This is a genomic window from Streptomyces sp. LZ34, from assembly GCF_053890475.1.
On record NZ_CM132680.1, the window covers coordinates 3,392,417 to 3,404,887 of the forward strand.

Genomic DNA, 12,471 nt, shown 5'->3' on the forward strand with positions numbered 1-12,471 from the left:
GGACGGGCGGGTGCGCCCGGGCCGGCTTTCCGGCCCGGGCGCACCGTCACGCGTCGCAGTGGGCGGACGGGAGCCTGCCGTCGTCGCCCGCGATGATCACCTCCGCGGTGCCGTCGTCACCCCCGGCGTACGCGGCCGTGCAGACCAGCTGGCGCACGGCCGTTTTCTTGAGGTCGCGCACCGCGAACGGAACGCTGACCAACACCTGGTTCGGGCTCGACTTCATTCCCACAAACCCCAACCCCTTCGCTGCCCGGGGCAGCTCCGTGTGGAGCCCGGCCGCGCGCGCCTCCGCGCTCGGGCCGGCGAGCAGCACCGAGAGGACCTTCTGGCCGGGCACCGGCCCGGCGTACTTCCCGTCCTGGTCCAGGAAGATTCCCCTGGACACCGGCGTCAGACGGCCCTCCGGGGAGACGAAGAACAGGAGCAGCCGCTGCTCCGCGGCGGGGAAGACGGTCACGGTGGCCGGACCGCCCGCCTCGATGACGTCGCTCTGCCGCACCCCGCAGCCGGTGAGCAGCGCGGCCGCGGCAACGCACGTCGCCGCCGCGAAGCCCAGGCGCTTCACACCGTCACCTCTTCGCCCGTCAGCGGTATCTCCACCGTGAAGACGGCACCCCCCTGCGGGCCGTTCGCCGCCCGGATAGTACCGCCGTGCAGCCGTACGTTCTCCAGGGTGATGGCGAGGCCGAGGCCGCTGCCCTCCGACCGGGTGCGGGCGGAGTCCGCCTTGTAGAAGCGGTCGAAGACATGCGGCAGCGCCTCCGGGCGGATACCGGGGCCGCTGTCGGCGACCTCGGTGACCAGCCGGACCCCCGCCGCCCCCGCCGCCCCGGCTGCGTATGGCTCCGTCCGCAGCCTCACGGCGACCGGCGCGCTCCCGTGCCGGAGCGCGTTGCCGACGAGATTGGCGACGACGACGTCGAAGCGGCGAGGGTCGAGCCGGGCCCGGATGCCGTCGGGCAGCTCGGTGACGACCTGTTCGGGGTCGGTCCAGTGGCGGCTGGTCAGGCTCTTGCGAATGGTCTGCGCCACGTCGACCTCGTCGGTGTTCAGCTCGGCGGCCCGGGCGTCGAAGCGGGAGATCTCCATCAGGTCCTCGACGAGGACCGCGAGCTTGCCGGTCTCCGCGCTGATCAGCCGGACGGCGGCCGCGGTGTCGGGGGCCAGCCGGGCCGCGTCCTCGTCCAGGACCTCGGTGACCGCGAGCATCCCGGCGAGCGGGGTGCGCAGCTCGTGCGAGACGTCCGAGGCGAAGCGGCGGGCGCGCGCCTCGGCGTCCTGGAGTTCGCCGACGGACCGCTCCAGCGCGACGGCGGACTCGTTGAAGGTGCGGGCGAGGTCGGCGAGTTCGTCGCCGCCCTTGACCTGGATCCGGGTGTCGAGGCGGCCCCGGCCCATGCTCTGCGAGGCCTTCCGCAGGTCGCGCACCGGGCGCAGCACGCTGCGCGCGGCCAGCAGCGCGGGGATGAGCGCCACCGCGAGCCCCGGCAGGGCCCCGTCGCGGGCCGCGGTGACCATGGCCCGGACATTGGCCTCCTCGTCGGTCAGCGGCATCACGGCGTACAGCACCAGACCGGTGGGGCGTACGGTCTTCCCGGTCTGGAAGACGGTCGGGATGGCGACGGTCAGCCAGGGGACGCCGTGCTTCTCGACCCGCTGGAAGCTGCCGCGGGGGCCGGCGAGCGCGGCGCGGCGCAGCTGTGGGGTGATGACGGTGGAGACGGGGCTGGTGCCGGAGGAGACCCGGACCGAGCCGTACTCGGCGAACACCACCCAGGGGTGGGGCTTGCCCTGCCGGGCGAGCCGGCGCAGCTGCTCCTGGAGGGACTGCGGCTCGACGGGGAGCGGGGTGGTCATGTCGTTGACCCGGTCGCGGAAGGAGGAGACCGCGGTGTCCTGGGCCTGTTCGAGGATCGCGGTGCGTGCCTTGCGGTAGGTGAGGGTCGCGGTGGTGCCGGCGCTGACCGCGGCGACCAGCAGGAAGGCGAGCACGAGCCGGGTGCGCAGCCCGATGCGGGCTCTCCAACGGGTCATCGGGGGCTCACAGGGGTCCGAAGCGGTAGCCGAAGCCCCGCAGGGTCTGTATGTAGCGCGGACTGCCGGGCACGTCCTCGATCTTGTGGCGCAGCCGCCGCACGCAGGCGTCGACCAGGCGGGCGTCGCCGTGGTAGCTGTGCTCCCAGACCTGTTCGAGCAGTTGCTGACGGCTGAAGACCTGCTCGGGCGCGGCGGTCAGATACAGCAAGAGCTTCAGCTCGGAGGGCGCGAGCGCGAGGCGGTCCCCGGCCTTGGACACGGCCAGCCCGGCGCGGTCGATGGCGAGGTCGCCGTGGAACTCGACGGCGGGGCGGCCGCCGGGCTCCTCGATGCGGCGCAGCACGGCCCGGATGCGGGCCTCGATGACCTCGGTGCGGGCGGGTTTGACGATGTAGTCGTCGGCCCCGGCCTCCAGCCCGACCACGACGTCGAAGTCGTCGCCACGCGCGGTGAGCATGATGATCGGCAGCTGACTGGACTCGCGGACCTGGCGGCACACCTGGACTCCGTTGACGCCGGGCAGCATCAGGTCCAGGAGCAGCAGGTCCGGCCGGAACTCGGGGATGGCGGTGAGCCCGGCCTCCCCGGTGGCGGCGGTGCGCACCTCGTGTCCGCGGCGGCGCAGGCCGAGTTCGATCCCTTCGCGGACGGAGGGGTCGTCTTCGATGAGAAGGACGCGTGGCATGTGCGGAGTATTCCATTTCAGCTGGTGTTTCAGCCGGTGTTTCAGCAGGTGAGGGCGGCCGTCGGTGAGGCGCGGCGGCCGGTCAGGCGCGGCGGCTCAGTTTGCGGGACACGGCCTTGAGGGCGGCCTCCAGTTCGGTCAGCCGCAGCGGGCCCGCCAGGATCGCGAAGGCCAGCAAGATGGCCACCACGCCCGCCGTCGCGGCGGCGACCGGGCCCAGCGAGGCCGTGCGGGTGGCCGCGAACTGGCCGCAGTCAGTGGCCAGTACGGCGGCCAGCAGCAGCCGGGCCAGGGCGGCCACGGACGGCGAGCGCCACAGCCCGGGGCGGCGCGCTCTCGCCCGTCCCCGCCTGGCCGGCGTCGGCGCCGGCGCCGGCGCCGGGGGGAGCCTGCGGTTCAGCACGTACGCGGTGGCCGCCCAGCCCGCGAACAGCGCCACCGAATACGCCCCGGCCATGCCGGTCACCGCCCAGCGCGCGGGCAGCAGCAGATACGCGGCCGCGGACAGCCCCGCGTTGAGCCCGGAGATCACCAGGTTCAGCAGGAAGGGCGTGCGAGTGTCGGAGAGCGCGTAGAAGGCGCGCGAGAGGACGTACTGCCCGGAGAAGGCCACCAGCCCCGGGGCGAACGCCATCAGCGTCCCCGCCATGACCTCGATGTCGTCCGCGCCGGTCCTGCCGTACTGGAAGACCACCGCCATCACCGGCCCGGCGAGCGAGAAGAGCGCGCAGGCGGCCGGTACGACGGCGGCGGCGCTGCTGCGCAGGGCGTACGAGACGTCCCGCCGCACGGCCGCGGTGTCTCCGTCGGCCGCCGCCCCGCTCATCCGCGGCATCAGCGCGGTGACCAGCGAGACGGTCACGATCCCGTGCGGCACGGCCCACAGCAGATACGCGTTGTTGTACGCGCTGAACCCGGCGCCGTCGGTCCCCCCGGCCGCCGCACGCTCCCCGGCCATCGTGGCCAGCCAGGTCACCACCCAGTACGCGAGCTGGTTGGTGAACACCAGCAGCACCAGCCACCCGGCCGAGCGCAGCGGCCGGGAGAGCCCGCTGCCCCGCCAGTCGAACCTCGGCCGCCAGCGGAAGCGCGCCGCGCGCAGCGACGGCAGCAGCGCCAGCGCCTGGACGGCGATGCCCGCGGTCGTGCCCCAGCCGAGCAGCGCGGTCTCCGCGGAGGTGAGCGTGGCTCCGGTGCCGGCCGTGCCCAGATACAGGCCGAAGACGGCGATGACGACGACGTTGTTGAGGACGGGCGTCCACATCATCGCGCCGAACCGGCCCCGGGCGTTGAGGACTTGCCCCAGCAGGGTGAACAGCCCGAGGAAGAAGATCTGCGGCAGGCAGTAGCGGGCGAAGGCGACCGTCATCGTGGCCTGCGCGCCCGTGTAGTCGGTGTAGGCCGCGACGATGGCGGGCGCGGCGAACACCGCCCCGGCCGTGATCAGCAGCAGGGCCGCCGTGCAGACGGTCAGCAGCCGGTCGGTGTACGCGACCCCGCCGTCCGCGTGCTCCTTGGCGGCCTTGACCAGCTCGGGCACGAAGACGGCGTTGAGCGCGCCGCCGAGGAGCAACGTGTAGACGATGTTGGGTACGGAGTTGCCGACCGCGTAGCCGTCGGCGGCCAGCCCGACGCCGAGCGCGGCGGCGACGACGGCGGAGCGTACGAATCCGGTGGCGCGGGACACCAGGGACCCGGCGGCCATGACGGCCCCGCTGCGCAGCACGGAGGCGGGCCGCGCGACCGGCTCCGCCGACGTCTTGCTCTCCTCGCCCGCCTCGGCCGCCGGGTTCGCGGGGGCGCTCATCGGCGGGCCAGGTACAGCTGGAAGGCGCGGTGGAGCGCGTGGTTGGCGGTGCCGCTCAATGGTGTCTCCCACTCCCCCAGCGTCTCGACGACCTGGCCTCCGGTGCCCAGCTTCCAGCGCAGCAGCCCGAACGGCCGTTCGTCGGGGTCGAGTGTGGAGGGTACCCCGCGCATGTCGTAGACCTCCGCGCCCTGGGCGTGGGCGTCCAGCATCATCTGCCACTGGAGGGCGTTGGAGGGGCGCACCTCGCGCCGGTGGTCGGCCGAGGCCCCGGTCTGGTACCAGACCCGCCGGCCCACCGTGATCATGGTGTGGGCGGCGAGGATCTCGCCCTGGTACCGGGCGAGGTAGAGCCTCATCCGCCCCGGCGCCTCGGCGTTGAGGGCCGCGTACTGGCGCTCGTAGTACGCCAGTGAGCGGCCGAGGCGGAAGCCGTCGCGCACCTCGGTGATCCGCAGCAGCCGGTAGAACTCGGGGAGTTCGGCGGCGCCGCCCAGCTCCACCCGCACGCCCGACTTGTGGGCCCGGCGGATGTTGCGCCGCCACTCCTGGTTCAGCCCGCTCCACAGGTCCTCGCGGGTGCGTCCGGCCAGCGGCACCCGGAAGACATAGCGGGGCTGCGCGTCCCCGTCCCCGTCCCCGTTGTCGCCGTCGCCGCCGCAGCGCCGCCAGCCGCGGGCCCGCAGCCGCTCGGTCACGGCGGTGCCCAGCGGGTCGACCTGGCAGGTGAGGACGTCGGACAGGCGGCGCCCGGGGCCGGTGGCCGCCTTGAGCGCGGCGGCGTTCCAGCTGCGGTAGGCGGGCGCGGGCCCGATGCGCACGGCGAACACGCCGGAGGCGCGCAGATGGCGCAGCAGCGGGTCGAGCCAGCCGTCGATGTCCGGGTCGGTCCAGTCGGCGACGGGGCCCTCGGGCAGATAGGCGAAGTACTTCCGGGTGCCGGGCAGCTGGCGCAGCAACACCAGCGCGACGCCGCTCAGCTCCCCCGCCCCGGGGCCGGTCTCCGGCCCCCAGCCGAGCAGCTGGGCCCGCCAGCCGTCCTTCACCGCGGCCCAGGACGGGCACTGCAGAAAGCCGGGGCCCAGGGCGGAGCCGGTGCGGGATGCCAGGAAGGCGCGGTACTCCTCGGGGCTGATGGGCCCCAGCCGGGCTTCCTGCGGACGAGGGCCCGCCGTCACGAGCAGCGCTGACACTGCGCCTCCTCGGGTGCCGTTGATGGGAACGCGAGGAAGATTCACAGCCGTCCATGACCGTGCCGCGCGGCGAATGTGACCGGACGATGACCGTTCTTCTGCAGCTGCTGTCACATGGCCGCGAAGGCCGATTCCCGTGCTTTTCGCGGCTTAGAGTCCCGAGCGTCCCGGCATCTCCCCGACCTTCACGGAGGTTTCCGTTGCGCCAGATACATGTGCGTTCCGCCGCCGCTGCCACGGCCGCCGCCGCCCTGCTGACCGCCGCGCTGACCGGCTGTTCCTCAGACGGCTCGGCCCCGGCGAAGGCGGACGCGAAGGTCGGCGGCGGGGGCTCGGGCGGCAAGGCGGTGACGGTCACCGTCACGCCCCGGCGGGCGGGCGAGCCGGTCGAGGTCGCCGCGAGCGGCGGCACCCTCGCCTCGGTGACCGTCACCGACGGCCGCGGTGGCAGGCTCACCGGCGCGGTGTCGCACGACCGCAGGACCTGGACCTCGGACCGCAACGCCGCGCCCGGCACCACCTACACCGTCAAGGCGGCCACCCGCGCCGAGGGCGGCACGGCGGGAAACGCGGAGTCGTCCTTCACCACCGCCGCCGCCGGCCTGGTCAACAAGGTGGACTGGCGGCCGGGCGGCGACACCACGGTCGGCGTGGCGCAGCCGATCTCCCTGGTCTTCGACCGCCCGGTGGCGAACAAGGCCGCGGTCGAGAAGCAGCTCAAGGTCACCACCTCGAACAACACCGAGGGCTCCTGGGGCTGGATGAAGGACTGGTCCGGCAAGGACCGGGTGGACTGGCGGCCCAAGGAGTACTGGCGGCCCGGCACCCGGGTCACCCTGGACGCCCGGCTGAACGGCACCGACTCGGGCGGGGGCGGCGGCTGGTTCGTACGCGACTACAGGCTCGGCTTCACCATCGGCGCCCGGCAGGTGGTCAAGGTCGACCTCGACAGCAAGCGGCTCACCCTGGAGCGCGACGGCAAGACGGTACGGACCTTCCCGGTCTCCGGCGGCACCCCCGGCGCCGACACCGGCTCCTGGCGGGGCACGGAGGTGCTGATGGCCAAGGAGGGCACCATCCGGATGAACTCCGAGACCGTCGGCCTCGGCGACGCCTACGACGAGACGGTCGACTACTCGATGCGGCTGACCTGGTCGGGGACGTACGCACACGCCGCGCCCTGGAACGCCGCCTACTTCGGCAAGGCCAACAAGAGCCACGGCTGCATCGGCATGAGCGACGCCGACGCCGCATGGCTCTACGAGCACGCCCGGGTCGGGGACCCGTTCGAGGTCAAGGGCGCGGAGACCAAGGGCCAGGTGGCCCTGAACAACGGCTTCGGCGACTGGAACGTCGGCTGGGAGGAGTGGCGGGCCAAGAGCGCCGTGCGCTGACCTATCGGCGGTGACCTGCGGGGTTCAGCCGTCGGCTGCGATCCGGGCGAGCCGGCGGGCCTCGTCGCGGGCGCGCCGGGCGATGTCGTCCTCGTCGGCGGTGAGCAGCCGGCCCGACTCCACCACCGGGCGGCCGTCCACGAGGGACAGGGTCACCGGCGCCGGTGGGCCGAGGACCAGCGCCGCGACCGGGTCGGCGATCGTGGAGTGGCCGAGGCCGTCCAGCTTCCACAGCACCAGGTCGGCCAGCTTGCCCGGCTCCAGGGAGCCGGTCTGGTCCTGGCGGCCGAGCACCCGCGCCCCGCCGTAGGTGCCGAGCCGCAGTGCCTGACGGGCGTTCAGCGCCGCCTCGCGGTGTCTGCCCAGCCGGTTGATCAGCAGGGCGTTGCGCAGCTCGGTGTGCAGCTCGCCGGACTCGTTGGAGGCGGTGCCGTCCACGCCCAGGCCGACCGGTACCCCGGCGGCCAGCAGGTCGGGGACGCGCGCGATGCCGGCGGCCAGGCGGGCGTTGGACGAGGGGCAGTGCGCCACGCCCGTGCCGCTGCGGGCGAAGGCGGCGATGTCGGCGTCGTTCATATGGACGCAGTGCGCCATCCACACGTCCTCGCCCAGCCAGCCGGCCGACTCGAAGTAGTCGGTCGGGCCCATCCCGAACAGCTCGTGGCAGAACTTCTCCTCCTCCACCGTCTCCGAGCCGTGGGTGTGCAGCCGTACGCCCTTGCGGCGGGCCAGGGTCGCGGCCTCGCGGAGCAGTTCGGTGGAGACCGAGAAGGGCGAGCAGGGCGCGACCGCGATCCGCAGCATGGAGTCGAAGGAGGGGTCGTGGTGGGCGTCGACCGCGTCCTCGGTGGCGCGCAGCGCCTCCTCCGTGGTCTCGACGGCGAAGTCCGGCGGCAGCCCGCCGTCCGAGACACCACGGTCCATGGAGCCGCGCGCGGCCGTGAACCGCACGCCCAGCTCCCTCGCCGCGCGGATCTCGGCGCCCAGCAGGTCGCCCGTGCCGCGCGGGAAGACGTAGTGGTGGTCCATGGCGGAGGTGACGCCGCCGCGGACCATCATGGCCAGCGAGGCGCGCGCCGCCTCGTACACCATCGGCTCGTCGATCCGCGCCCAGGTCGGGTAGAGCGCGACCAGCCAGTCGAAGAGGTTGTGGTCCTGGGCCAGGCCGCGGGTGAGCCACTGGTAGAAGTGGTGGTGGGTGTTGACCAGGCCGGGGGTCGCCAGGTGGCCGGCGCCGTCGACCCGGCGGACCACCCCGTCCAGGCCGGTGGGCGCGGGGCCGGCGGCCACCGACTCCAGGCGGTTGCCCGCGACGACGATGTGGCCATCGGCGTACTCGGTGTCGTGGGCGTCCACGGTCGCGATGGCGCAGTTCTCGATGACGATGCGGTTCGGCTCCGCGGTGTGGTTCACGTCGATCGGGCCCTTCAGTCGGTGGCGATCCGGGGCCGGACGCCGTCCCGCAGGACCGTGGCCTCGATGAGGCCGTACGGCCGGTCTGCGGCGAAGTACACCTCGTTGTCGTTCTTCAAACCGAAGGGCTCCAGGTTGACGAGGAAGTGGTGCTTGTTGGGCAGCGAGAGCCGTATCTCGTCGACCGCGGGCCGGTTGCCGATCACGCGCGCGCCCATCTGGTACAGCGTCTGCTGGAGCGAGAGCGAGTACGTCTCGGCGAAGGCGGCCAGCAGGTCGCTTCTGGCCCCCTCGTATCCGCGCTCCCAGTCCGGCGCGGGCTCGCCGTCGGCGTCGGCGTCGGAACGCCAGCCGTAGCGCCACCGGGCGCGCACCTCGGTGGCGAGGATACGGTCGCGCGTCTCCGGCAGCGTGGTGTATTCGTCCTTGACGAAGCCCGAGAACTCCGAGTCGGTGGAGTTCATGACGGTCAGGTCCGTCAGCCCGGAGATCACCTCCCACCGCTCGCCGTCGAAGGTGACCTGGGCGGTGCGGGTCTCCTGCCCCGTGCGGACGAAGGAGTGGCGGGCCGCCGCGTCGGTCTCGATCCGCTCCCAGCCGTACTCCTCGATCCGGATGCGGGCGGTGTGGATGGCCTCCTGGCCGGTGACGAAGTGGCGGGCGAGCAGGATGCCGAACTGCTCGGGCGAGGCGATGCCGTGTTCCTTGGCGAAGGCGTACACGGTGTTCTTGGTGGTGTCCGTCGGCAGGACGTTGGCGTTGCTGCCGGAGAGGTGGACCTCGTCCATGTCTCCGGAGAGCGCCACCGACACGTTCAGGTCCCTGATGTGGTGGACGGCGCCGTCGCGCACGATCCGGACGACGCGGGTTTCCGCTTTGCCGTACTGGTTCTGGCCGAGCGTGGGCATCGGTGCTAGCTCCCTCGGTATACGGAGTAGCCGAACGGGTTGAGCAGCAAGGGCACGTGGTAATGCTCCCCGGGCTCGACGGCGAAGACCACCGCCACCTCCGGGAAGAAGGCTCCGGCGCGCCCGAGGTACGGCTCGACCTCGAAGCGCAGCCGTGCGTGCGCGGTGCCCTCGGGGAGGGCGGGCAGGTCCTTGCAGCGGCCGTCGGCATCGGTCCTGGAGACGCCGTGTGCCGCCCAGGCCGCGCCGCTCCCCCGGCGGACGGACAGTTCGACGGCCACCTCGGCGGCCGGGCGGCCGAGGGTGGTGTCCAGGATGTGCGTGGACACGGAGGTGTGCGTACCGGGCGCCACTGCTGCCTCCTCTTCCTCGTCTCCCTCGTCCGCGTTCATGAGCCGGGCCAGCCGAATGCGATTGATCTTGCCCAGCTCGGTGCGGACGATCTCGCGTTCGGTGTCCGCGTCGTTGCCGATCCGCTCGTTGAGAGCAGCGAGCATCTCCTCGCCGCCGCGCCCGGTGGCGCAGATCAGGAAGACATGCCCGTGGCGCTCCTGATAGGCGAGGTTCAGCTCCAGCAGCTCCGCGCGCTCGGCCTCCGCCACCCCGCTCTGCTCGCGCGCCGAGGCGGCGTCGCCGGGCTTCGGCCGCCCGATGGGCGGGTGCCCGGCCATCGCCTCGGCGAGGTCGGCGGCGGTCAGCCCCGCCATGGCCTCCTGGGCGGCGGCCAGCAGCGCGTCGACGCTGCCGTACGGCCGTCCGGCGGCCACCGCCGCCGCCCATGCCCGGCTGGCGCACACCTCGTACAGCAGCGCGGCCACGCCCGGCCCGTCCGCTGCGTTGAACCGGGCCAGTCCCGGCGGAGCGCTGGAAGTCACACCCGCAAGCTAGGAGCCGCCCCCGCAACGCGTCAACAGTTTGTTGAAAACTTCAGGTTACGGCGAGGCCCCCGGCCCGGAAAACCGCGTGCCGAGCGGCCGAGCAGGATGGGCCCCATGAGCGATGACGCGGGCGCGGTGAGCGGGCGGGAGGGGCCGGCCCGGAGCGCCCGCCGGCCCTGGTCACGGGGGCGGGCCGACGGGAGGACATCGCCGCGGCCGTCACCCTGGGCCTGGCGGAGCCGGCCGGGATGTGGCGTTCAGCCACTGGAAACGTCACCGCGCTGGTGCTCTGCCATTGCGAGTCCGTCGACTCGGGACTGCTGAACACCTCCGTCGAGAGCTTCGACCTGCACTTCGCGGTCAACGCGCGGGCGACCTGGCTGCTGATCAAGGAGTACGGCCTGAGGTTTGGCTGGTCCGCCTGGGCGGGGCATGCGAACGCCGCCCGCATCAAGCGGGTGCGCATGACCAAGATCTTGAGCGCCCGCAGATTGCCGCAAGGGCCTTCCACCGTCACGGCCTCCAGCGGGACCGTGTCTCACGTCACGAGTCGTTGACCTGCGGCTATTCCGTCCGCTCGGCGTTCTCGCGGTTGAGGTAGTTGTAGACGGTGAAGCGGCTGACGCCGAGCGCGGTCGCGACCGTCTCCACGCCGTGGCGCATGGAGAAGGCGCCGCGCTGTTCGAGGAGGCGGACGACCGACTGCTTGGTCCTGCGGTCCAGGTCGGCGAGCGGGACGCCGTGGCGGCGGCGGAGGTCGGCGAGGATGTGGTCGAGCGAGTCGGAGAGGTGCGGCAGCCGTACGGCCACGACCTCCCGGCCCTCCCAGGAGAGGACCACGTCGTCGTCCTGGGCGTGGTCCGGGGCGATCAGCTCGCCGCCGATGGCGTCCACCAGCGGCTCGACCGCCGTGACGAAGGGGTCGTCGGCGGGACGGGTCACCTGCCGCCCTCCCCCGCCTCGTCCATGGCCGCGGCCGTCTCCGGGATGACGTTGACCTGGAGCGAGATCCGGGTCGCCCCCGCCTCCAGGGACTCGCGGAGCAGTTCGTGAACGGCGGCCAGAACGTGCTCCGCGCCGCCCTCCGCGGTGTTCCCGAACGGGCCGACGTCGATGGAGTCCAGCGGGGCGCCCTGGACGATGTCGCGGGCCACCACGGCGTGCGGCGGCACCTCGTCGAGGTCGAACGGCTCGGTGGTGAACTCAACCCTCAGTCTCACGCCGCCAACCTACTGCGCCCGCACACGAGACGTCACGAGCGTCCCACGCCGGTCGGCCCACCGGGCGCAGAACCCGCAAGTCGCTGCCCGGGACCGCCCACTTCATGGAGCATGGACGCATACCTCTCCCCTGGCCCCCGGCGGGCCGCCACCGACCCTCGGAGCAACAGATGACAGACAGCGTGCCGGTGCGTTGCCCCACGTGCCGCCGCGAGCAGTCGTTCACTCCGCCCACCTACCCGTGCTCGTGCGGGGCGCCGCTCACCCTCCCCGTGCTGCGTAACGGCGCCCCGGAGGAGATCGAGCACCGCACCTGGGAGGACACCTGGGTGGCGGCCAACTGCGCCATGTGCGGGCGGCAGGGCCACTGGCCCCACCCGGAGTTCGGCTGTGCGTGCGGGGCGCTGGTCCGCGTCCCGGTGGCGCCGGCGCCCGACCCCACGGAGCGCGCTCCGGCCACCGCCAGGGGCGGCGGCCCGGCAGCTCCCGCCACCGCGCCGCCGGGGCGGGCCGTGCTGCGGCCCGCGTTCCGGCCGGTGACGATCCGCACGGCGCGGGACGCGGTGACCGCCGCCGCGCAGTACCTGAAATGGCTCGGCTTCGGCGGCGTGCGGCGGCCGGAGGGGCAGGACGCGTCCGGAGTGGACCTGTGCGGTCCTGGCGTGGTCGCCCAGGTGGACCCGACCACCCGGCCCACGGCGCTGCGCGATATCGAGTGCCTGTGGCTGAACGGGCTCAACGAATCCGCCGTCAGCGTCTTCTTCTCGCTCGCGGGCTACGCCAGGGACGCGCGGGCGCGCGCCGACGCGCTGCACATGCCGCTTTTCATCATGGACCTGACCGGCACCCCACAGCCCGTCAACGACCCAGCGGACACGCTGATCCGGGTGGGGCCATCAGAGCGGTAAAGGCGTGCCCCGCGTTCGGCCCTTG

General features: G+C 73.0%; 13 protein-coding genes. 3 read left to right on the forward strand and 10 right to left on the reverse strand.

The window, feature by feature from the left end; all coding sequences use genetic code 11:
* Window positions 1-46 precede the first annotated feature (46 nt).
* The 5 genes from ACWY4P_RS12930 to ACWY4P_RS12950 form a co-directional block, all read right to left on the reverse strand.
* Entirely contained in the window at window positions 47-568 is a 522-nt protein-coding gene (locus tag ACWY4P_RS12930; RefSeq protein WP_456210683.1) for a hypothetical protein, read from the reverse strand.
* The gene (locus ACWY4P_RS12935) at window positions 565-2,037 is read right to left on the reverse strand and encodes an ATP-binding protein (RefSeq protein WP_456210684.1); all 1,473 of its coding nucleotides are present in this window, start codon (window positions 2,035-2,037) and stop codon (window positions 565-567) included. The genes ACWY4P_RS12930 and ACWY4P_RS12935 overlap by 4 nt, the downstream gene beginning before the upstream one ends.
* A 7-nt stretch (window positions 2,038-2,044) precedes the next feature.
* Window positions 2,045-2,725: a response regulator gene (locus ACWY4P_RS12940; protein ID WP_456210685.1), complete on the reverse strand. Its 681-nt coding sequence runs from the start codon at window positions 2,723-2,725 to the stop codon at window positions 2,045-2,047.
* 82 nt (window positions 2,726-2,807) lie between these two features.
* Window positions 2,808-4,532 carry a murein biosynthesis integral membrane protein MurJ gene (gene murJ, locus ACWY4P_RS12945; protein WP_456210686.1) on the reverse strand — a complete coding sequence of 575 codons (1,725 nt, stop codon included), beginning with the start codon at window positions 4,530-4,532 and terminating at the stop codon, window positions 2,808-2,810.
* Window positions 4,529-5,725 (reverse strand): lipid II:glycine glycyltransferase FemX, encoded by a 1,197-nt coding sequence (locus ACWY4P_RS12950; RefSeq protein WP_456210687.1) that lies wholly within the window; start codon window positions 5,723-5,725, stop codon window positions 4,529-4,531. Before ACWY4P_RS12950 ends, murJ begins: the two co-directional genes overlap by 4 nt.
* Before the next feature lie 200 nt (window positions 5,726-5,925).
* Here ACWY4P_RS12950 and ACWY4P_RS12955 point away from each other — a divergent pair, with 200 nt between their 5' ends.
* Entirely contained in the window at window positions 5,926-7,119 is a 1,194-nt protein-coding gene (locus tag ACWY4P_RS12955) for an Ig-like domain-containing protein (RefSeq protein ID WP_456210688.1), read from the forward strand.
* Window positions 7,120-7,143: 24 nt separating this feature from the next.
* Here the strand turns inward: ACWY4P_RS12955 and ACWY4P_RS12960 are convergent, their stop codons facing one another.
* Genes ACWY4P_RS12960 through uraD form a run of 3 tightly spaced genes read right to left on the reverse strand, consistent with a single transcriptional unit; the run spans window position 7,144 to window position 10,315 of the window.
* Window positions 7,144-8,532, reverse strand: a complete 1,389-nt coding sequence (locus ACWY4P_RS12960) for an 8-oxoguanine deaminase (protein ID WP_456210689.1) — start codon at window positions 8,530-8,532, stop codon at window positions 7,144-7,146.
* A gap of 14 nt (window positions 8,533-8,546) precedes the next feature.
* The gene (gene pucL, locus ACWY4P_RS12965; RefSeq protein WP_456210690.1) at window positions 8,547-9,440 is read right to left on the reverse strand and encodes a factor-independent urate hydroxylase; all 894 of its coding nucleotides are present in this window, start codon (window positions 9,438-9,440) and stop codon (window positions 8,547-8,549) included.
* A gap of 5 nt (window positions 9,441-9,445) precedes the next feature.
* Window positions 9,446-10,315, reverse strand: coding sequence for a 2-oxo-4-hydroxy-4-carboxy-5-ureidoimidazoline decarboxylase (uraD, locus tag ACWY4P_RS12970; RefSeq protein WP_456210691.1), 870 nt, complete (start codon window positions 10,313-10,315; stop codon window positions 9,446-9,448).
* Between the two features lie 251 nt (window positions 10,316-10,566).
* Between uraD and ACWY4P_RS12975 the strand changes: the two genes are divergently transcribed.
* On the forward strand, window positions 10,567-10,875 hold the full coding sequence (locus tag ACWY4P_RS12975; RefSeq protein WP_456210692.1) for a hypothetical protein: 309 nt from the start codon (window positions 10,567-10,569) through the stop codon (window positions 10,873-10,875).
* A 7-nt stretch (window positions 10,876-10,882) separates the two neighbouring features.
* Here ACWY4P_RS12975 and ACWY4P_RS12980 read toward each other — a convergent pair whose 3' ends face one another.
* On the reverse strand, window positions 10,883-11,260 hold the full coding sequence (locus ACWY4P_RS12980; protein ID WP_456210693.1) for a helix-turn-helix domain-containing protein: 378 nt from the start codon (window positions 11,258-11,260) through the stop codon (window positions 10,883-10,885).
* Window positions 11,257-11,538 (reverse strand): hypothetical protein, encoded by a 282-nt coding sequence (locus ACWY4P_RS12985; RefSeq protein ID WP_456210694.1) that lies wholly within the window; start codon window positions 11,536-11,538, stop codon window positions 11,257-11,259. The genes ACWY4P_RS12980 and ACWY4P_RS12985 overlap by 4 nt, the downstream gene beginning before the upstream one ends.
* Before the next feature lie 170 nt (window positions 11,539-11,708).
* Here ACWY4P_RS12985 and ACWY4P_RS12990 point away from each other — a divergent pair, with 170 nt between their 5' ends.
* A complete protein-coding gene (locus ACWY4P_RS12990; protein ID WP_456210695.1) occupies window positions 11,709-12,446 on the forward strand; it encodes a hypothetical protein in 738 nt (245 codons plus the stop codon).
* The last annotated feature ends 25 nt before the right edge of the window (window positions 12,447-12,471 follow it).

Excerpts from the sequence above, each read along its gene's own strand:
- ACWY4P_RS12940 (WP_456210685.1), bottom strand. The coding sequence starts at position 2,725 with ATGCCACGCGTCCTTCTCATCGAAGACGACCCCTCCGTCCGCGAAGGG.
- ACWY4P_RS12935 (WP_456210684.1), bottom strand. The coding sequence starts at position 2,037 with ATGACCCGTTGGAGAGCCCGCATCGGGCTGCGCACCCGGCTCGTGCTC.
- ACWY4P_RS12975 (WP_456210692.1), top strand. The coding sequence starts at position 10,567 with ATGTGGCGTTCAGCCACTGGAAACGTCACCGCGCTGGTGCTCTGCCAT.
- murJ (WP_456210686.1), bottom strand. The coding sequence starts at position 4,532 with ATGAGCGCCCCCGCGAACCCGGCGGCCGAGGCGGGCGAGGAGAGCAAG.
- ACWY4P_RS12990 (WP_456210695.1), top strand. The coding sequence starts at position 11,709 with ATGACAGACAGCGTGCCGGTGCGTTGCCCCACGTGCCGCCGCGAGCAG.
- pucL (WP_456210690.1), bottom strand. The coding sequence starts at position 9,440 with ATGCCCACGCTCGGCCAGAACCAGTACGGCAAAGCGGAAACCCGCGTC.